Below are 19,032 nucleotides of genomic sequence, written 5' to 3' on the forward strand. Positions count from 1 at the left end.
AAAATGGGGAAATGAGCTCCCAGCCTCCCACCTCGAAGCCTCAAGCGCCCGACCACAGCCCGCAGGCTTTCCAGCACAGCTCACATAACCACAGCGTGCAGGGCCAGAGCCTCGAAGGCGCCCTGCAGCAGGCAGGCTTTTACCCGCTGCTGGTGGCCGACGTGGTGGATGACGCGCTGGACGGCAGGGACTGCCTCGCACACCTGGTCCACCTTGAAACGCACTTCGACCGTGCCGAGGTCCGCCGGCACATCACCGTCCTGGTCCTCACCGAGGACATGCTGGTGATCACGCACGTGGACGACCAGCAGCTCGACGAGGCGGGCGAACAGATCGTGGCGCAGATTTCCACGGAATCCGTCCCGGTGGCGCAGATCCGCTCGGTGGTCCTGAGCTACATGTACGCCCAGCCCCAGAACTACAAGCCTTCGGACCCTGTCCGCGAGGTCACCCTGTCCATCGCCTGGTCGGGCGGCCAGCGCCTGGACATGGGGCCGGCCAGCTGTGGCGACCCGCAGTGCGAGGCCGACCACGGCTACAGCGGCACTATCGCCCAGGAAGACATCGTCCTGCGCATCAGCGCCGAAGCGGACGGCCTGCAGGCGGTCCAGGATGCCAAGCTTTTTGCCCGTGCCCTGCGTGCGGTGAACACCGGATCCCCCACCCCGGTGCGGCATGTGCCATCCGCGACCCACCCGCGTCCCCGCATGGGCGTTTTTGCCAACCGGCTCAGCCGCGGGCACAAGCGCTGAGATGCGGGAGCAGGAAAACCCTTCTTCAGACTCCGCAACACGAACCACGGAATCCGGGCCTGCCGTAAGCGGTCTGCCGGCCGCACCGGCCTACGGGCGCCGCTCCGTGGCCGAGGTGCTGGGCAGCGCCGCAGCCAGCCTCGGTGTACCAGGCTTCGATAACGTGCTGGGCCTCCCGCAGGCCAAACGCGTGTGCGTGGTGCTGGCCGACGGGCTGGGACGCAGCCTGCTCAAGCAGAAGACGGCGCACACTCCCTTCCTTCGGGGCGTCCTGCAGCAGGGCCAGGGGACTGTGCCCGTATGGCTGGATGCCGCCTTCCCCTCAACCACCGCAGCCTCCCTGGCCAGCCTCGGCACCGGACTCGCGCCCGGCCAGCACGGACTGGTGGGCTATGACGTCCTGGATCCGGCCCAGGACAAGGTGGTCAACATGCTGGGCAACTGGGATGCCGCCGTGGACCCGCAGCAGTGGCAGCCGTTCCCGACGGTCTTCGAGCGGGCCTCCGAACACGTCGCCGTCACCACGGTCAGCCTGCCGCAGTTCGGCGGGTCGCCCATGACCCAGGCGGCGCTGCGCGGCGGCACGTTCGTCTCCGGCACCACGCCGCACGCCCGCACGGAGGCGGCAGCCGAGGCCATGGCCGGGGCGGAGTCCGCCCTGATGTACTTCTACGTGAACGACCTGGACAAGGCCGGCCACCGTTACGGCGCGCAGTCCCCGCAGTGGGAGCACCAGCTGGAGGAGCTGGACGCCACGGTCAAGCGCCTGGACGCGTCCCTCCCGGCCGGAACCACTGTGCTGGTCACGGCTGACCACGGGATGCTTGACGTTGCTGAATCGCAGCGTCTCGATTACGCGGCGGATGCCGCCCTGGTCGACGGCGTCCGGCACACCGCCGGGGAACCCCGCATGGTGCACCTGTATCTCGAGGACGACGCCGGCGATGCCGCGAAGGAGCGGCTCCTGGCGGCCTGGCGTGCCCGCTTCGGCGAGCGGATCTGGGCGTTCACCCGCGGGGAAGCCGTGGCGGCAGGGCTCTTCGGTACGGTTCGGCCCGAGGTCACGGGACGGCTGGGGGATGTGATGGTGGCCGCCCGGGACGCGCTGGCGTTCTACGACACGCGCCGGGTGCGTCCGACGGCCATGGAGGTTGTGGGCCAGCACGGTTCCCTGACCAAGGCCGAACGCGAAGTCCCTCTGCTCAGTTTCCAGGCCTCGGGCAAGGCAGCTTCCGGTAAGACAGCAGGCCGCCGGGGATCCCGTGGCTGAGCTTGTCTTTTTCTCCGGAACCATGGATTCCGGCAAGTCCACCCTCGCCCTGCAGATGGACTACATCCACCGCGCCCGGGGCCGGGGCGGGGTGCGGTTCAGCCGCAACGACCGCGCCGGCGACTCCCGGATCTCCAGCCGGCTCGGGTTGCAGGCGGAGGCCGTGGAGGTCGTCGACACCACGGACTTCTGGGACGAAGTGGTGCTCCGCCGCACCCAGGGGATCCGCGTGGACTACCTCATCTGCGACGAGGCACAGTTCTATTCAGCCGTGCAGGTGGAGCAGCTGGCACGGGTTGTGGACGAAATAGACGTGGACGTTTTTGCCTTTGGCATCACGTCGGACTTCCGGACCCGCCTCTTCCCGGGTTCGCAGCGCCTGATTGAACTCGCGGACCGGGTGCAGGTCCTCCAGGTTGAGGCCTTGTGCTGGTGCGGCCGACGGGCCACCCATAACGCCAGGACGGTCGACGGCGTGATGGTCACCGAAGGCGCCCAGGTGGTGGTCGGCGATGTGGAGATGGCCATTGATCCGGCGGCCGGTGATCCCGACGGCGACGGCTACGTGCCGGTGGTGGGCTACGAAACGCTGTGCCGGCGGCACTTCATGCGCAGGGTCACCGCCCACGGCGCCAGCATTATCGCCCAGCAGGACCAACTGCTCCCGTTCGAGGTGGACGCCTGTCTGTGGCACGGTGCCGGTGGACGAGCCAGTGCTGGTGGAAGGGCCGGTGCCAGTGAAAGCGCCAGTGCTAGTGGACGGGCCCTCAGCTAGTACTTAGTCGCCCCGCGTGCCGAAGACGATTTCATCCCAGCTGGGAACGCTGGAGCGCTTCGGCCGGGACGGCTGCCGCTCCGGTTCGTCGCGGTCCTGATCTGCGCGGGTCGCTCCCTGGCCAGGCTGTGGCCGGGTGCCGTCGAGCCGGCTTCCTTCCAGCCGGTTCCCGTCAGTGCGGCTCCCGTCAAGGCGGCGTCGGGCAGTGCCGCGGCCCAGGAGTTCGTCCAGCCCCGGTTTGGCAGGCGCCGGGCGGCCGGTAACCGGCCCGCTGGCCTGCGCGGCGGGCTCATCAGGCTGGGCCGGACCGTGCGTTCCGGGGACATGGTGACCCGGGACTATGGTGATTTCGCGCGTATGGGTGCTGACGCCGTCGTGAAGCTTCAGTGACTCGTCCTCGGTCTCCTCATGCCGGGGCACCAGGTTGAGGCGGGAAACCATCGAAGGCCGGCCGTCGCGGCGCCGGGCCAGCGTGAACTCGGCAGCTGGAGCCTCGGCGGCGTTGTCGTCGTCATGCTCCTGCGGTCCGGACTCCGGATCCTGCTCCGCAACGTCCTGCTCTTCTGAATCATCAGAATGCGAACCGTCAAAATGCACTGAGCCGACCGGGTGCGCGGTGCCATCTTCGGGCGATTCGGCCTCTGTGCCGGCAGGCGTTTCCTCTGCCCGGGGGTGTGCGGCCGGGACGCCGTTTGCCAGCAACAGGGCAAGGGCGTCGTCGCTGTCCTCATCCACGCCAAGCCGCTGGCCGCGCCGCGAACGCAGCATGTCCAGCAGGCCGTCAGGGTCCTTCTGCTGCTCGATGCCGGCGCCAATGCCGGTGCGGGCCGCCGCGTCCGCGTCGGTTTCGAAGTCGAAAGGCCTGTCGGACACTGCGGAAAGCCGGCGGGCCGGCACAGGTCCGTCCAGCGGCTCCAGTTCGCTAAGCTGCTGGGCCCAGCGGTTCGCGTTCTGCAGGGATTTCCGGGTGGGGTTGAACGTCCACATGGCGGGCGGTTCCTCGCCAATGCTCGCGTGCCCGCCCGGGGCAGCTTCAAACTTGGCCACAACGGTCCAGGTGCCGTCCGGCCTGCGCCAGGAATCCCACTCCAGTGTGGAGGACTGGATGCCGTGGGCGGTGAGCCGGTGGGCCACCATATCGCCGAGGGTGGCGGGGGTGTCGCCGAACGCCGACCGGTAGACGTCGTGCCCCGGGGCGGGGGAGGCGACCTCCACCTTCTGGGCCTGCTGCGCAATGTACGCGCGTTCGGCCAGGACCGGCCCTTCGTACCGCTCGACCTTTTCCTGCGGCATGCCTGAAGCTGCGGCAACCTCGGCAGCAGTGGAACCGCTGCGGATTTTCGCCTGGATGTCGCGTGGAGACATGGCCACGGGGGCAACCGCGGACGGTCGCGCAGAGGGCCGGCTGGCAGCCAGTCTGAGCGCCTCATTGATCGGCAGCCGGAACATTGCGCCGGCGGTGCCGCTTAACAGGAGATGCTCCCCGTCGTCGTGGACGCCTACAAGCCGTAGATCCTGCATACAATCCTCCACCCTGGCATTACTATCATTCGAAACTCTGCCACCCCGTACTGTCTTTTCCCGTTAGGGGAGAGGGCGCGCCGCGAAATTCCGGGGGATCGTTGGAGGTGGACCGGTGGAGACCCCGGGGGAGGCATTGGTTCCGGCTATGGCTTTTCCACGCAGCCTGGGGAAAAATGTGCGCGTACCGGGCACAAACCAAGTTCGTCCGGCGTTGTCCCGGATGAATCATTCGAGCGATTCGACGGAGTGTGATCAGCTGGCCATGGCGACTGACTATGATGCGCCGCGGAAGTCTGAAGAGGACCTCAACGAGGACTCGATTGAGGAGCTGAAGACCCGCCGTGCCGAGAAACCGACGGCCGTGGTGGAGGAGGACGAGTCCGATCTCGCCGAAGGCTACGAGCTGCCCGGAGCCGACCTGTCCGGTGAGGAACTGCTGGTCCGTGTTCTGCCCCCCCAGCCCGACGAGTTCACGTGTGCCTCCTGCTTCCTGGTCCGGCACCGTTCGCAGATCGCCCGCGAAAAGAACGGGCTGCAGTACTGCCGCGACTGCGAAGGCTGACCGCGGCTACTTGCGGGTCAGCGCGGCGACGAGTTCTTCCGGACACCGTGTAGAGGTCAACCAGTACGGCGTGGGGTCCGACGGGTCGGCGATCTCGATCCTGACTACCGGGTCAATCCAGCCGCGGATGCAGAGATAAGCCAGGCCGTTCAGGCGCGTGCCGCGCTCCGCCGTTGCTTCCTTGCCGCGGTACGCGGTTGCCGCGCCGATCAGGCTGCGCTCGATGCTGGCCCGGCCCACCTGCAGGGTGCGCGTGGTCACCGCCACTGACGGCGTCGACAGGACCAGCAAGACGGCTTCAATGGCGAACAGCACAGCGGCTGCGGTGAGGCCGGCCGCCAGGCTGATGGGGGCGAAGACCAGGATCCCTGCTGATGCGATGCCCACTGCGACCGCCCAGATCCACAGTCCGGGCCACAGCTTTTCGGAGAAAAGTACTGTCTCGTCCGGTGAGGACGGGTTGCGGGCAGGGACGGCAGCGCTTGATTCCGGCATGCCCCCAAGCTTAGTGGCCAGTATGAGTAGAAGCCGCGCGGGCGATAGAGTGTGGGACTGTGACTGACGAATCTACGGCCATGACATCCCTCGCGCAGCAAGTCCCCACGGCGGGGCAAGACCCCAGGGCGGAGCAAATCCCCACGGCGCAGCAGGTCCCCACGGCTGCCGCCGCTCAGCCGCCCAGGGCGGAGTTCGGGGCACCCACGGTGCAGGTGCAGCTGAAAATGCTCGACGACGGCCTGGAAGCTCCGTCGTACGCCCACCCCGGTGACGCCGGTGCGGACCTGCGGGCCCGCGAGGACGTGGTGCTCGAGCCGGGTGAGAGGCGCCTCGTCCCCACCGGTGTGGCCATCGCCCTCCCGGACGGCTTCGTAGCCCTCATCCACCCCCGTTCGGGCCTCGCCACCAAGCACGGGCTCACGGTGGTGAATGCACCGGGAACCGTCGACGCCGGATACCGGGGTGAGATCGCGGTGACCCTGCTCAACACCGACCGGGACCAGGCTATAGAACTGCGGCGCGGCGATAGAATTGCACAGATGGTGATCCAGCGCGTGGAGCACGCGCAGTTCGTCGCCGTGGGGGAGCTGAACGACTCTGTCCGCGGTGCCGGCGGGTTCGGCTCCACGGGCGGGTTCGCCGTTCCGGGCACGTAGCCGCCCACCACCGGCTGGGCTGCACACCCGCCTTTCGGGGCGCGCGACACGATCACGACTAAGGAGACAACGCATGGTTTTTGGGCGGGGCAAGAAAGCCAAGAAGCAGGAAGCGGCAGAGCCGGAGGACGTCCAGGAGGACGCCACCCCAAATCCGGCCGAAAATGCTGCGGATCACCGCAGGGCCAACGGCCCCTTCGACGTCTCAGAGATCAGCAACCGCGACGGCTATGTGGACCTCGGCGCCCTGCTCATTGCGCCCCGCGACGGACTGCAGCTCAGGCTTGAAGTTGAGGAAGCAACCCAGCGCGTCGTCGCCGTGACCATGGACCTTGAGGGCTCGAGCCTGCAGCTGCAGGCGTTTGCCGCACCCCGCTCCGAAGGGCTCTGGGACGAGATCCGGGAGCAGATCGGCCAGTCCGTCGGCGGCCAGGGCGGCCAGGTCGAGGAGATCCCGGGAGACTACGGCGTCGAGCTCGTGGCCAAGCTGCCGGCGGGTGCCCCCGACGGCAGCCAGGGTTACCGCGTCGCCCGCTTCGTCGGAGTCGACGGCCCCCGCTGGTTCCTTCGCGGCGTTTTCGGCGGCGAGGCCGCGCTGGACCGTGAAGCTGCCGCCGGCCTCGAGGACCTGTTCCGGAAGATCGTGGTCATCCGGGGCGAAAACCCCATGCCGCCGCGGGACCTCCTGCAGCTGCGCCTGCCCAAGGACGCCGCCGGACCCGTGCCCCCCGCAGCGCCGGACCTCGAGCAGCCCGAGCGCGGGCCGGAGATCACCCAGATTGGTTGATGCAGGCGGCCCGCAGGAACAGGCGGTACCCATCCGCGGGCTGCCGGAGCGCGGGCGCGTCCTGTGCCACGGATTTATCGAGTCGGTGACCTACGCACCCCCGTCAGAGGTGGCAGCCTTCACGGCCATCGTCTCGGACCACGACGCCCCGGTCACGGAACGGCGCGGGCGGCTGCGCGTCATCTGGCTGGGCCGCCGCCGCATTCCCGGGATCGACGCCGGGACCGAACTCAGGCTCGACGGCATGCTTACCGTTAAGGAAGGCATGCCCACCATGTTCAACCCCCGCTACGAGATACTGTCCCGCCAGGAGAACCAATGACTTTGCCTGAGAACTCCGATTCGGGACCGGGCCGCGAGGAATCCAAGCCCACGCCCGAGAACCCGGGTTTTGCCGGGCTGGCCGAGGACTACGCGTCCAAGGCAGGGCTGCACCGCACCCACGACGGCCAAATCGACGTCCTGAAGAGCGCTGGCGGTTACCAGGGAATCGCCGAGAGCATCCTGCCCGGCCTGGTCTTCCTGGTCGCCTTCACTGCCACCACCGCGCTGACGCCCTCGCTCATTGCCGCGCTGGGCACCGCCGCCGTCTTCACCGTGGTCCGGCTCGTGCAGCGCCGCCCGCTGACCCAGGCCCTGGCCGGCGTCGTCGGTGTGGGCATCTCAGCCTGGCTCGCCAATACCACCGGCAAGGCCGAGGACTTCTACCTTCCGGGATTCCTGACTAACACGGCCTACATTGTTGCGATGGTCATCTCCATCGCCGTCCGCTGGCCGATCGCCGGACTGCTGTTCGGGTTCATCCGGAATGAAGGCCTGGACTGGCGCAAGGACCCCGTCCGCGTCCGCGCCTACCGGCTGGGCACGTGGATCATCGTCGGTGTGCTGGTGCTGCGCCTGCTGGTGCAGGTTCCCCTGTACCTGATGGGTCCGGACGGGCTGGCTGCCCTGGCCACCACCAGGCTCATCATGGGTGCGCCGCTGTACATCCTCGGCGTATGGATCGCCTGGCTCAGCACGCGGCCGGCGGCAACGCCTGACGGTCAGCCGTCGAAGCCGTCGTCATCCAGCTGATCTGCCGCTTCCTGGCCTCCCGTCGCCCGGGCAGGGGATGCCGGGGCGCCTTCCCCTGACGAAGCGGACGACGCCGGGACCTCGCCCCCTGCGTGCTCGTCGCCTGGCGCCTGCCCGTCGCCGGACCCGCTCCCGTCGCCTGAGCCCGGCGACAGCAGTTCGCGCAGCTGGTCCTCGGCCGCGATGGTGGTGACGAAAAACAGTTCGTCGCCACCGTCGATGACGTCGTCCCGGCTGGGCGTGATCGGTGCCTGGTCCCGCAGGATGGCCACCAGCGTGGAGTCCTCCGGCCAGTCGATGTCACCCACCGTCAGCCCGATGGCGTGGGAGTCATGCGGCACCGTGAATTCGACGAGGGATGACACACCCGTCTGCAGGGTCAGGAGCCGGACGAGGTCACCGATCTCCACGGCCTCCTCCACCAGCGCCGTCATGAGCTGGGGCGTGTTCACGGCAACGTCCACGCCCCAGGAGTCGTTGAACATCCAGTCGTTCTTCGGGTTGTTCACCCGCCCCACCGTGCGCCCGATGCCGAACTCAGTCTTGGCCAGCAGCGAGACCACCAGGTTCACCTTGTCATCGCCCGTCGCCGATACCACCACGTCCGCGTCCTCGAGCTTCGCGTCCTGCAGGGTGCTCAGCTCGCAGGCGTCGCCCACCAGCCAGTGCGCCCCGCGCAGGCCGCTGCGCCCGATCACTTCGGGCTTGAGGTCAATGAGCAGGATCTCGTGCTTGTGGGACAGCAGCTCACGGGCAATCGAGGAGCCGACGCTTCCGGCCCCGACGATGACGACTTTCACTTAGGACTCCTTGGCGGGTGCTTTGGCGAGGATGTGGGCGACTTCGGACGTCCGGTCCACCCGCAGCATGGCATGCACCGTATCGCCGTCCTGGTAGGAGGTGCCCGCGGCGGGCAGCATCCCCTCGCCGAACCTGGTCAGGTAGGCAACCCTGACGTCGGCCACCTTTTCGATGGAGGAGACCGGGTGGCCCACCCACGCCGGGTGCAGGTCGAGTTCGGCCAGCACGAGGCGGCCGGACGGGTCGCGGAAGTCCCCGGCAAGGTGCTGCTCGGGAAGGATGCGGCGCAGGACCTGGTCGGCGCTCCAGCGCACCGCGGCCACGGTGGGGATGCCCAGGCGCTGGTAGATCTCCGCGCGGCCGGGATCGTAGATGCGGGCCACCACGTGCGGCACATGGAATGTCTCGCGGGCAACGCGCGTGGCGAGGATGTTGGAGTTGTCGCCGCTGGACACGGCCGCAAAGGCGTAGGCGTCCGCGACACCCGCCTGCTTGAGGGTGTCGCGGTCAAAGCCGACGCCGGTGACTTTCCGGCCGGTGAAGCCGGAGCGGAGGCGGCGGAAGGCGCGGTCGTCCTGGTCGATGATGGCCACAGAATGGCCGGCATCCTCGAGCGTGTGCGCCAACGTGGCTCCGACGCGTCCACAACCCATGATCACGAAGTGCGCCACGCGTTCTCTCCTCAACTCTCGCCGACTGCTCCGTAAGACTCTACCGCCGGAAACCTGCCATGACATCGCGTGCGAATCAGACTAACTTTGTGTGGTGCTGACAATTCTGAACGCCGTGAAACGCGTGCTGGTGGGAAGGCCTTTCCGGAACGACAGGATGGCCCACACCCTCCTGCCGAAGAGGATCGCGCTGCCCATCTTCGCCTCGGATGCATTGTCCTCCGTGGCCTATGCGCCCGATGAGATCCTCCTCACGCTGGCACTGGCCGGGGTGAGCGCGGTGGCCATTTCCCCGCTCGTGGGCCTCGCCGTCATGGTGGTCCTGCTCACGGTGGTGGCCTCCTACCGGCAGAACGTCCACGCCTACCCTTCCGGTGGCGGGGACTACGAGATCGCCAACGAGAACCTGGGCAAGCACGCAGGGCTGACCGTGGCCTCCGCCCTGCTGGTGGACTATGTTCTGACCGTCGCCGTCTCCATGTCCTCCGCAGCCACCTACCTCACCACCGCCATCCCTTCGCTCCACGGAGAGCAGGCCATGATCGCCACCATCGGCGTGGTGACCCTGGCGCTCGTCAACCTGCGCGGCATCAAGGAAGCCGGCAGCGTTTTCGCGGTGCCGACGTACATCTTCATGGCCTCCATCCTGGGCATGACCGTCGTCGGAATTTTCCAGGCCCTGACCGGCCAGCTGGGGCAGGCGCCGTCGGCGGCGTTCACGATTGTTCCCGCACCCGGTTTCGACGAGGGACTGGTGGGCCTGGCCGGTGCATTCCTGCTGCTGCGCGCCTTTTCCTCCGGCGCCGCCGCCCTGACGGGTGTGGAAGCCATCAGCAACGGGGTGCCGAACTTCCAAAAGCCCAAGAGCAAGAACGCCGCCACCACGCTGCTGCTGCTCGGGATCATCGCCTCGGCCATGCTGGCGGGGATCATCTACCTGGCCAACGCCACGAAGGTGCATATCGTGCTGGATCCGGCCACCGAGTTCCTGCTCAACGGACGGCCCTTGCCCGAGGGGTACATCCAGAATCCGGCCATCAGCCAGATCGCGCAGACCATCTTCGGCGCCGGGTCCATTCCGTTCTACGTCGTGGTCGCGGCCACCGGCGTCATCCTGGTGTTTGCCTCCAACACTGCCTTCAACGGCTTTCCGGTGCTGGGCTCCATCCTCGCCCAGGACGGTTACCTGCCACGGCAGCTGCGCACCCGCGGCGACAGGCTCGCCTTCAGCAACGGCGTCCTTGCCCTGGCCGCCGGGGCGCTGGTGCTCATCCTGTCGTTCAACGCAGACGTGACCAAGCTCATCCAGCTGTACATTGTGGGCGTTTTCATCTCGTTCACGGCAAGCCAGCTCGGCATGATCCGGCACTGGGGCCGTGAACTGAAACTGGCGAAGGACAAAGCCGTCCGGCGCCGGATGATCAAGTCGCGCACCATCAACATGATCGGCTTCGGCATGACCGCGCTGGTGCTGGTCATCGTGCTCATCACCAAGTTTGAACAGGGTGCCTGGATTGCCCTGCTCGCCATGTTCGTGCTGTTCCTCATCATGTGGAGCATCCGCGCGCACTACGACAACGTGGCCAAGGAACTGGCGGTCGACGAGGACTCCTCACCGCGCGCCCTGCCCACCCGCGTGCACGCCGTGCTGCTGGTGTCCCACGTCCGCAAGCCGGTGCTCCGGGCGCTGGCCTACGCGCGGGCTTCCCGGCCGTCGCGGCTGGACGCCATCACGGTGGACATCAACGCCGAGGAGACAGCGCACACGCTCGCCGACTGGGAGAAACTGGAGATCCCGGTGCCGCTGACCATCCTGGCCAGCCCCTACCGCGAGACGGTCACGCCGATCATGGACTACATCAAGAACATGCGCCGGGACTCACCCCGGGACCTGATCGTGGTCTACATCCCCGAGTACGTCGTGGGTAAATGGTGGGAGCAGCTGGTGCACAACCAGACAGCCCTCCGCATCAAGACCCGGCTCCATTTTGAGCCGGGTGTAATGGTTGCCAGCGTTCCCTGGCAGCTCAAATCATCCGAAGAAGCCAAGAGACTGCAGGACATTCAATGAGCCCGGACACCCAGACCACTTCCACCGGACTCGAACTGGTTGTCGACGTCGGCCCTGTGGCCCACGGCGGGCACTGCGTGGCCCGCCACGAGGGCCGTGTGGTCTTCGTCCGCCATGGCATCCCGGGGGAGCGGGTGCGGGTCCGGCTCACCGACGCCGGGGAGAAAGCCAAGTTCTGGCGCGCGGACGTTGTGGAAGTCCTGGATGCTTCCCCTGACAGGGTTCCGCACTTCTGGCGGACCGCCGATTCGGCCAGCTCCTGGGCGCACGGGCGCCCCCCGGTCGGCGGCGCCGAACTTGGCCACGTGTCGCTGCAGCGCCAACGGAGCCTCAAATCGGAGGTGCTGGCCGAACAGCTCAGGCGGCTGGCCGCCGTCGAGCTCTCTCCGGACGTGGAAGCGGTCGGAGCAGCAAACGCAGAAAGAACGGACGACGGCGGGGCCGGCCTTGCGTGGCGCACGCGCGCCAGCTTTGGCGTCACCCAGAGTGGCCGGCTCGGCATGCACGCCCACCGCTCCGACCAGGTGATTCCGGTCCAGGAAATGCCGCTGGCCGTCGACGGGATCAACGCCCTGCGGCTGTGGGACGTGGATCTTCAGGGCATCGAGAGGGTGGAGGTGGCCGCGCCCGCCAACGGCTCGCGGCCGCTCGTGCTGCTGGCCCCCGCCCCCGGGACCCGCGCCAAACGGCTGCACTCCATCCTTTCCCAGCTTCCCGCGGACGTGTCCGTGGCCAGCTACGATCCACTCAAGAACGAGACCCTGCAGCTCCGCGGCCGGACCTGGGTGCAGGAGTCGGCGGCCGGCCACGACTACCGGGTCACGGGGGCGGGGTTCTGGCAGATCCACCGCGATGCACCGGAAACCCTGGTGGGTGCCGTCACCGGATTCCTGCACGACGGCGGGTTCCTGGAGCCCGGCGCTGCGGTGGCGGACCTCTACGCCGGTGCGGGCCTGTTCACGGCCCCGCTGGCCGATGCGGTGGGGGAAACCGGGTCCGTCCTGTCGGTGGAGGGAGCCCCCGGCACCAGCCGGGACGCCCGGAAAAACCTGCACGGTTCACCCCAGGTGGAGATCGTGCAGGGCAAGGTGGAACGGGTGCTGCGGCAGCGGCCGCGCCAGTTCGATGCCCTTATCCTCGACCCGCCGCGCGCCGGCGCGGGCAAGGCCGTGGTCAGCCAGCTCATTGACTCGAAACCCCGGGCAATCGCCTACGTGTCCTGCGATCCGTCGTCGTTCGCCCGCGACATTGGTTACTTCCAGCAGGGCGGCTGGCAGCTGGCCGGGCTGCGGGCCTTCGACCTGTACCCGCACACGCACCACCTCGAGACTGTCGCACTGCTGACTCCCCGCGGTTGATGCCACTACTATGGGCCCTGTAGCCCCCGTCGCGCCCGTGTTCCCGGCTGACCATGCAGTTTGTTGCGGCAGGCACTAATTAGGGTGCCCTAACTAGCAAGCGGTCAACCGCGCGACAAAGATGAAACTGTTGCGAGAGGAGTCCTGCGATGAGCACTGTGGACAGCTTCGGTTCAAAAGGCAAACTTGATGTTGCCGGAACCGAATACGAAATTTTCCGGTTGAACTCCGTTGAAGGTTCAGAAACCCTTCCGTTCAGCCTTAAGGTACTGCTTGAAAACCTGTTGAGGACCGAGGACGGCGCGAACATCACCGCCGATCACGTCCGCGCCCTGGCAGGATGGGACCCGAATGCCCAGCCCGACACCGAAATCCAGTTCACGCCCGCACGCGTGATCATGCAGGACTTCACTGGTGTTCCCTGCGTGGTGGACCTTGCCACCATGCGCGAGGCAGTCAAGGAGCTCGGCGGCGATCCGAAGAGGGTGAACCCGCTTGCTCCGGCCGAGATGGTCATTGACCACTCCGTCCAGATCGACGTTTTCGGCAACTCCGGCGCACTGGAGCGCAACATGGAGATCGAATACCAGCGCAATGGTGAGCGCTACCAGTTCCTGCGCTGGGGCCAGACCGCCTTCGACGACTTCAAGGTTGTCCCCCCGGGAACCGGCATCGTGCACCAGGTCAACATCGAATACCTGGCCCGCACCGTCATGACCCGCGAAGTGAACGGCGCCCTGCGCGCCTACCCCGACACCTGCGTCGGCACGGACTCGCACACCACCATGGTGAACGGCATGGGTGTGCTCGGCTGGGGCGTCGGCGGCATCGAAGCCGAGGCGGCCATGCTGGGTCAGCCGGTTTCCATGCTCATCCCGCGCGTGGTCGGCTTCAAGCTCAGCGGCAGCATTCCTGCCGGTGCCACCGCCACCGACGTGGTGCTCACCATCACCGAGATGCTGCGCAAGCACGGTGTTGTGGGCAAGTTCGTCGAGTTCTACGGCGAAGGCGTCGCCGCGGTGCCGTTGGCCAACCGCGCCACCATCGGCAACATGAGCCCGGAGTTCGGCTCCACGGCTGCCATGTTCCCGATCGACGACGTCACCCTGGACTACCTGCGCCTCACCGGCCGGCCCGACGAGAACGTCGCGCTGGTGGAGGCGTACGCCAAGGAGCAGGGCCTCTGGCACGATCCGTCCCGCGAGCTGCGTTTCTCCGAGTACCTCGAGCTGGACCTCTCCACCGTGGTTCCGTCGATCGCCGGCCCGAAGCGTCCGCAGGACCGCATCGAGCTGACCGAGGCCAAGGACGAGTTCCGCCACGACCTCAAGAACTACGTCGCCCACGACGCCGACGCCGGCTCGCTGGATGAGTCGCTGGAGGAGTCCTTCCCGGCTTCCGACCCGCCCTCCTTCACCACCGGCGGCACGCACGTGACCGACAGCGACCGCGTTCCGCCGAAGTACTCAGCCGCGCATGGCGCCGAAGGCCGCATCTCCAGCCCCGTCGCCGTGAAGATGGAGGACGGCCGCGAGTTCGATTTGGACCACGGAGCGGTGACCATCGCGTCGATCACCTCGTGCACCAACACGTCCAACCCGTCGGTCATGCTCGCTGCCGCCGTGCTGGCACGCAATGCCGTGAACAAGGGCCTCACCGCCAAGCCGTGGGTCAAGACCTCGGTCGCCCCCGGTTCCAAGGTGGTCACCGACTACTACGAGAAGTCCGGCCTCACTCCGTACCTGGAGAAGCTCGGCTTCTACATCGTGGGCTACGGCTGCGCCACCTGCATCGGCAACTCCGGTCCGCTGGAAGCGGAGATCTCCGAGGCCATCCAGGCCAACGACCTCGCCGTCAGCGCCGTGCTCTCGGGCAACCGCAACTTCGAAGGCCGCATCAACCCGGACATCAAGATGAACTACCTGGCCTCCCCGCCGCTGGTCATCGCCTACGCCCTGGCCGGTTCCATGGACTTCGACTTCGAGACCGACCCCCTGGGCAAGGACGAAGCAGGCAACGACGTTTTCCTGAAGGACATCTGGCCCAACCCGGTCGAGGTCCAGGAAGTCATCGACTCCTCCATCGACAAGGAGATGTTCGCCAGGGGCTACGAGGGCGTCTTCGAGGGCGACGACCGCTGGAAGGCACTCGACACCCCCGCCGGTGACACCTTCGCCTGGGATGAGAAGTCCACGTACGTCCGGAAGCCCCCGTACTTCGAGGGCATGAAGGCCCAGCCGGAACCTGTCCAGGACATCACCGGTGCCCGCGTGCTGCTCAAGCTCGGCGATTCCGTCACCACGGACCACATCTCCCCGGCCGGTTCGTTCAAGTCCGACACCCCCGCCGGCCAGTACCTGCTGGCCAACGGCGTGGAGCGCAAGGACTTCAACTCCTACGGCTCGCGCCGCGGCAACCACGAGGTCATGATCCGCGGCACGTTCGCGAACATCCGCATCAAGAACCAGCTCCTGGACGGCGTGGAGGGCGGCTTCACCCGCGACTTCACCCAGGCTGACGGCCCGCAGGCCTACGTCTACGACGCCGCCCAGAACTACCAGGCAGCCGGCACCCCGCTGGTGGTCCTGGCCGGCAAGGAGTACGGCTCCGGTTCGTCCCGCGACTGGGCAGCCAAGGGCACGGCACTGCTGGGCGTCAAGGCCGTCCTCGCCGAGAGCTACGAGCGTATCCACCGCTCCAACCTCATTGGCATGGGCGTTCTTCCGCTGCAGTTCCCGGCCGGCGAGTCCGCGGCCACGCTGGGCCTGACCGGCACGGAAACCTTCGCTGTGGAGGGCGTCACCGCCCTCAACGAAGGCACCACGCCCAAGACCCTCAAGGTCACCGCCACCGCCGAGGACGGCTCCGCCAAGTCCTTCGACGCAGTGCTCCGCATCGACACCCCGGGTGAAGCGGACTACTACCGCAACGGCGGTATCCTGCAGTACGTTCTGCGCCAGATCTCCGCTAACTAGCGGGATCCAGCCGGGCCAGTCCCGGTGAGCAGTGCGTTGAGGCCCCGGCCGGTCAGCAGACCGGCCGGGGCCTCTGCATTGCTGCCAGCGCGGAGGCGCTACAGTTAATAGGCATGTCTACAGCCGAAGGAGGGGCCGTTGGGAATCTTGGAGACCATCCGGAATCCGCAGGACCTGAGCAAGTTGTCCGCGGCGCAGCTGGATCAGCTGGCCGCCGAGATCAGGGAATTCCTGATTGGCAACGTCTCCCAGACGGGAGGGCACCTGGGTCCCAACCTCGGCGTCGTCGAACTGACCATGGCGGTGCACCGGATCTTCGATTCGCCGCGCGACAGCATCGTCTTCGACACCGGACACCAGTCGTACGTGCACAAGCTCCTCACCGGGCGGCACGATTTCAGCACCCTCCGGCAGCAGGACGGCCTGTCCGGCTACCCCGACCGCGCTGAGTCCGAGCACGACATCGTCGAAAGCTCCCACGCGTCATCCTCGCTGTCCTGGGCCGACGGCATTTCCCGGGCCCGCCAGCTGACCGGTGACGGCGACCGGTACGTCGTGGCCGTCGTCGGGGACGGCGCACTCACCGGCGGCATGGCTTGGGAAGCCATCAACAACATCGCGGCGGACAAGAAGCGCCGCGTTGTGATTGTCGTGAATGACAACGGCCGCTCCTACGCACCCACCGTCGGCGGCTTTGCCGACTACCTGGCGTCCCTTCGCCCCACCATCGACTCCCTCCGTGCCGCCCCCGCCTACGAAGGCGCACTGGACTGGTGGAAGAAGAAGCTCCAGAACGGCGGTCCGGTCGGTCAGTTCACCTACAAGAGCCTGCACGCCATGAAGAAGGGCATCAAGGACTGGTGGGCCCCGCAGGGCATGTTCGAGGACCTCGGCATGAAGTACATCGGCCCGGTGGACGGCCACAACCTCCAGGCCATGGAACACGCACTGTCCACGGCCAGGAACTACGCCGGCCCGGTCATCGTGCACGCCATGACGGAGAAGGGCCATGGCTACGCGCCGGCCCGGGCGCACGAAGCGGACCAGTTCCACGCCGTCGGAATCATTGACCCCGAAACAGGCGAGCCTGCAGAAGTCGGCGGCGCCAAATCCTGGACGTCGGTGTTCGCCGATGAAATCGCCGACATCGCCGATGAGCGCAAGGACATCGTCGGCATCACCGGCGCCATGCTGATCCCGGTCGGGCTGCACAAGTTCGCTGCACGGTACCCGGAGCGCGTGTTCGACGTCGGCATCGCCGAACAGCATGCCCTCACTTCCGCGGCGGGCATGGCGTTCGGCGGGCTGCACCCGGTGGTGGCTGTCTACGCCACCTTCCTCAACCGCGCCTTTGACCAGCTGCTGATGGACGTTGCCCTGCACAAGGCCGGGGTCACAGTTGTTCTGGACCGCGCCGGCGTCACCGGTCCGGACGGCGCCAGCCACCACGGGATGTGGGATATGGCCATGGTCCAGATCGTTCCCGGGCTGCACCTGGCGGCGCCGCGCGACGCCACACGCCTACGCGAGGAGCTCCGCGAAGCCGTCGCCATCGGGGACGCCCCCACTGTCATCCGCTATTCCAAGGGAACCGTCGGCGCCGAGGTCGAGGCCATTGAACGGCTGGCCGACGGCGTGGACGTGCTGTCCCGCCGCCCGGCCGGATCCACCGAGAACGATGTCCTGATCGTCAGCGTGGGCGCCATGTCGGAGCTGGCCCTGAACGTCGCCAACCGGCTGGGCGCCCAGGGCATCAGTTCCACCGTCGTGGACCCGCGCTGGGTGCTCCCGGTCAGGAAGTCGATTATCGCCCTGGCCGCAAGGCACCGCCTCGTCATCTGCATCGAGGACGGCGTCCGCGCCGGGGGAGTCGGGTCCAGGATCCGTCAGGAGATGCGCGCCGCCGGCGTGGACACAGCCCTGAACGAGGTGGGCCTGCCGGTCGAGTTCCTGGACCACGGCAGCCGGAGCCAGGTGCTGACGCGGGTGGGTCTCACCGCCCAGCAGATCACCCACGACGTCGTCGCCCAGGTTCTCGGGACCAAGGTTCCGTTCGCCCGTCCGCTGCCCGGCCAGGAACACCCCACCACGGGAAGCCTGCCCAAACTGTGAGGGAGCCCGAATCCCTCCAGCCAGGCGAACTGGTGGTGTCCCGGAACCGCAAATGGGACGGTTCGGCACACTGGGTGGTTCCCGGCAGGTACCTTGGCGAGGACCGGCATGGCTGGTGGATTTTCCAGCCGGCCAATGAGTTTTGCTCCCGCCCCGGCGCGGCCTTCTACACCGCATCCGATGCCGTGCTCCTGGTTCCGCGGACCGGGGAGTTCGTTGTCACCTTCTACGACGACACCTACCCGGGCGACTTCCGCGTCTACGTCGACCTGGCCACCTGCCACGAGTGGCGCAGGATCAAGCCTGGCTTGACCGAGTTCCACGTCATCGACATGGACCTCGACGTGATCCGCTCGGTGAAGCGCGGCGTGTTCGTCGACGATGAGGACGAGTTCGCTGCGCACCGGCTCCGCATGGAGTACCCTGAGACGCTGGTGCGCGCCATGCAGGCTGAGTGCGACGCCCTGTTCCTTGCCGTCAAGGGCCAGGATGCTCCCTTCGACGGCACCGACACCAGCTGGTTTATGAAAGGACGGGCATGAGCGGAATTATCCGGGTCTACAAGCGCGACGACGAGGGGACCCTGCTGTTCCGGGAAGCCTGGTATGACGAGGACTACAGCCAGTTCGTCATGAACCACGGCGCCGTGGGCCACCAGAGCAAGACGCAGGAAACGGACGTGCCGGACGCTGAGGCCGCCGAACGCCTGATGGACGCCTTCGAGATGGCGTGCACCGAGGACGGCTATGCCGAGATTCCGGATGAGGAGCAGTACTGGGTGGTGGCCCAGTACGCACTCAAGACGAAGGAAGGCACCAGCCGCGACCGCTACCTGGAGGAAAAGGCGAAGGATGCGCTGTCCGGCCATCTGGCCTGGCGCGGCCTGGGCATCGTGGACCGGTCGGAATTCAGCGACGCCAAGCTGAACATCTTCTGCCTTTGCCCGGACGTGAACAAGGCCGTGAACGCGATCAAGGTCTGCATCCGCGGCGAGGACCTGGACTTCACCAAGCTGAGTATTGGAGCCGCCCCCTTCAGCGACCCCTCGGCCCTCAAGCTCAAGCATTCACCCAAGCAGGCGACCGGCTTCACCCTCTAAAGCAGTTCAGCACCTCAAGCAGTCACAGCACAGGAAGGCAGAACGTC

18 protein-coding genes are annotated in these 19,032 nt (G+C 67.1%); 14 read left to right on the forward strand and 4 right to left on the reverse strand.

Going from position 1 to position 19,032, the window contains the following annotated elements:
- Positions 1–11 precede the first annotated feature (11 nt).
- Genes AC5RWD_RS11515 through AC5RWD_RS11525 form a run of 3 tightly spaced genes read left to right on the forward strand, consistent with a single transcriptional unit; the run spans position 12 to position 2,797 of the window.
- Positions 12–752, forward strand: a complete 741-nt coding sequence (locus tag AC5RWD_RS11515) for a DUF5998 family protein (protein ID WP_494020132.1) — start codon at positions 12–14, stop codon at positions 750–752.
- 1 nt (position 753) lies between these two features.
- Positions 754–2,022, forward strand: coding sequence for an alkaline phosphatase family protein (locus AC5RWD_RS11520; protein WP_494020133.1), 1,269 nt, complete (start codon positions 754–756; stop codon positions 2,020–2,022).
- Positions 2,015–2,797 carry a thymidine kinase gene (locus AC5RWD_RS11525; protein ID WP_494020134.1) on the forward strand — a complete coding sequence of 261 codons (783 nt, stop codon included), beginning with the start codon at positions 2,015–2,017 and terminating at the stop codon, positions 2,795–2,797. Before AC5RWD_RS11520 ends, AC5RWD_RS11525 begins: the two co-directional genes overlap by 8 nt.
- A gap of 3 nt (positions 2,798–2,800) precedes the next feature.
- On the opposite strand, the gene sepH is transcribed toward AC5RWD_RS11525, so the two are convergent.
- A complete protein-coding gene (sepH, locus tag AC5RWD_RS11530) occupies positions 2,801–4,318 on the reverse strand; it encodes a septation protein SepH (RefSeq protein WP_494020135.1) in 1,518 nt (505 codons plus the stop codon).
- 265 nt (positions 4,319–4,583) lie between these two features.
- Here sepH and AC5RWD_RS11535 point away from each other — a divergent pair, with 265 nt between their 5' ends.
- Entirely contained in the window at positions 4,584–4,883 is a 300-nt protein-coding gene (locus AC5RWD_RS11535; protein WP_494020136.1) for a DUF4193 domain-containing protein, read from the forward strand.
- Between the two features lie 6 nt (positions 4,884–4,889).
- On the opposite strand, the gene AC5RWD_RS11540 is transcribed toward AC5RWD_RS11535, so the two are convergent.
- The gene (locus AC5RWD_RS11540; RefSeq protein ID WP_494020137.1) at positions 4,890–5,378 is read right to left on the reverse strand and encodes a DUF3093 domain-containing protein; all 489 of its coding nucleotides are present in this window, start codon (positions 5,376–5,378) and stop codon (positions 4,890–4,892) included.
- Positions 5,379–5,437: 59 nt separating this feature from the next.
- On the opposite strand from AC5RWD_RS11540, the gene dut reads away from it, so the two are divergent.
- The 4 genes from dut to AC5RWD_RS11560 all read left to right on the forward strand — a co-directional run bounded on the left by dut (position 5,438) and on the right by AC5RWD_RS11560 (position 7,898).
- The gene (gene dut, locus AC5RWD_RS11545; protein ID WP_494020138.1) at positions 5,438–6,037 is read left to right on the forward strand and encodes a dUTP diphosphatase; all 600 of its coding nucleotides are present in this window, start codon (positions 5,438–5,440) and stop codon (positions 6,035–6,037) included.
- Positions 6,038–6,110: 73 nt separating this feature from the next.
- Positions 6,111–6,824 carry a DUF3710 domain-containing protein gene (locus AC5RWD_RS11550; RefSeq protein ID WP_494020139.1) on the forward strand — a complete coding sequence of 238 codons (714 nt, stop codon included), beginning with the start codon at positions 6,111–6,113 and terminating at the stop codon, positions 6,822–6,824.
- Positions 6,817–7,146, forward strand: a complete 330-nt coding sequence (locus tag AC5RWD_RS11555; RefSeq protein ID WP_494020140.1) for a single stranded DNA-binding domain-containing protein — start codon at positions 6,817–6,819, stop codon at positions 7,144–7,146. Before AC5RWD_RS11550 ends, AC5RWD_RS11555 begins: the two co-directional genes overlap by 8 nt.
- Entirely contained in the window at positions 7,143–7,898 is a 756-nt protein-coding gene (locus tag AC5RWD_RS11560; protein ID WP_494020141.1) for a DUF3159 domain-containing protein, read from the forward strand. Before AC5RWD_RS11555 ends, AC5RWD_RS11560 begins: the two co-directional genes overlap by 4 nt.
- Here AC5RWD_RS11560 and AC5RWD_RS11565 read toward each other — a convergent pair.
- Complete coding sequence (locus AC5RWD_RS11565; RefSeq protein WP_494020142.1) at positions 7,868–8,698, reverse strand: potassium channel family protein; 831 nt, start codon at positions 8,696–8,698, stop codon at positions 7,868–7,870. The genes AC5RWD_RS11560 and AC5RWD_RS11565 overlap by 31 nt on opposite strands.
- Positions 8,699–9,370, reverse strand: a complete 672-nt coding sequence (locus AC5RWD_RS11570) for a potassium channel family protein (RefSeq protein ID WP_494020143.1) — start codon at positions 9,368–9,370, stop codon at positions 8,699–8,701.
- A gap of 94 nt (positions 9,371–9,464) precedes the next feature.
- Between AC5RWD_RS11570 and AC5RWD_RS11575 the strand changes: the two genes are divergently transcribed.
- From AC5RWD_RS11575 to AC5RWD_RS11600, 6 genes are all read left to right on the forward strand, one after another.
- Positions 9,465–11,441 carry an APC family permease gene (locus AC5RWD_RS11575; protein WP_494020198.1) on the forward strand — a complete coding sequence of 659 codons (1,977 nt, stop codon included), beginning with the start codon at positions 9,465–9,467 and terminating at the stop codon, positions 11,439–11,441.
- The gene (locus tag AC5RWD_RS11580; protein WP_494020144.1) at positions 11,438–12,799 is read left to right on the forward strand and encodes a class I SAM-dependent RNA methyltransferase; all 1,362 of its coding nucleotides are present in this window, start codon (positions 11,438–11,440) and stop codon (positions 12,797–12,799) included. Before AC5RWD_RS11575 ends, AC5RWD_RS11580 begins: the two co-directional genes overlap by 4 nt.
- 149 nt (positions 12,800–12,948) lie before the next feature.
- Positions 12,949–15,774, forward strand: a complete 2,826-nt coding sequence (locus AC5RWD_RS11585) for an aconitate hydratase (protein ID WP_494020145.1) — start codon at positions 12,949–12,951, stop codon at positions 15,772–15,774.
- Positions 15,775–15,912: 138 nt separating this feature from the next.
- Positions 15,913–17,886, forward strand: coding sequence for a 1-deoxy-D-xylulose-5-phosphate synthase (gene dxs, locus AC5RWD_RS11590; RefSeq protein WP_494020146.1), 1,974 nt, complete (start codon positions 15,913–15,915; stop codon positions 17,884–17,886).
- Positions 17,883–18,428, forward strand: coding sequence for a DUF402 domain-containing protein (locus AC5RWD_RS11595; RefSeq protein WP_494020147.1), 546 nt, complete (start codon positions 17,883–17,885; stop codon positions 18,426–18,428). Before dxs ends, AC5RWD_RS11595 begins: the two co-directional genes overlap by 4 nt.
- Entirely contained in the window at positions 18,425–18,985 is a 561-nt protein-coding gene (locus tag AC5RWD_RS11600; protein WP_494020148.1) for a hypothetical protein, read from the forward strand. The genes AC5RWD_RS11595 and AC5RWD_RS11600 overlap by 4 nt, the downstream gene beginning before the upstream one ends.
- Positions 18,986–19,032: the final 47 nt, after the last annotated feature.

The sequence above is a fragment of the Arthrobacter sp. CMU6 genome (genome assembly GCF_059090205.1).

Bases quoted from the DNA above. Each gene is read 5' to 3' on its own strand.
- AC5RWD_RS11515 (WP_494020132.1), top strand. From the start codon at position 12: ATGAGCTCCCAGCCTCCCACCTCGAAGCCTCAAGCGCCCGACCACAGC.
- AC5RWD_RS11520 (WP_494020133.1), top strand. From the start codon at position 754: ATGCGGGAGCAGGAAAACCCTTCTTCAGACTCCGCAACACGAACCACG.
- sepH (WP_494020135.1), bottom strand. From the start codon at position 4,318: ATGCAGGATCTACGGCTTGTAGGCGTCCACGACGACGGGGAGCATCTC.
- AC5RWD_RS11535 (WP_494020136.1), top strand. From the start codon at position 4,584: ATGGCGACTGACTATGATGCGCCGCGGAAGTCTGAAGAGGACCTCAAC.
- AC5RWD_RS11540 (WP_494020137.1), bottom strand. From the start codon at position 5,378: ATGCCGGAATCAAGCGCTGCCGTCCCTGCCCGCAACCCGTCCTCACCG.
- AC5RWD_RS11550 (WP_494020139.1), top strand. From the start codon at position 6,111: ATGGTTTTTGGGCGGGGCAAGAAAGCCAAGAAGCAGGAAGCGGCAGAG.
- AC5RWD_RS11560 (WP_494020141.1), top strand. From the start codon at position 7,143: ATGACTTTGCCTGAGAACTCCGATTCGGGACCGGGCCGCGAGGAATCC.
- AC5RWD_RS11580 (WP_494020144.1), top strand. From the start codon at position 11,438: ATGAGCCCGGACACCCAGACCACTTCCACCGGACTCGAACTGGTTGTC.
- AC5RWD_RS11585 (WP_494020145.1), top strand. From the start codon at position 12,949: ATGAGCACTGTGGACAGCTTCGGTTCAAAAGGCAAACTTGATGTTGCC.
- AC5RWD_RS11600 (WP_494020148.1), top strand. From the start codon at position 18,425: ATGAGCGGAATTATCCGGGTCTACAAGCGCGACGACGAGGGGACCCTG.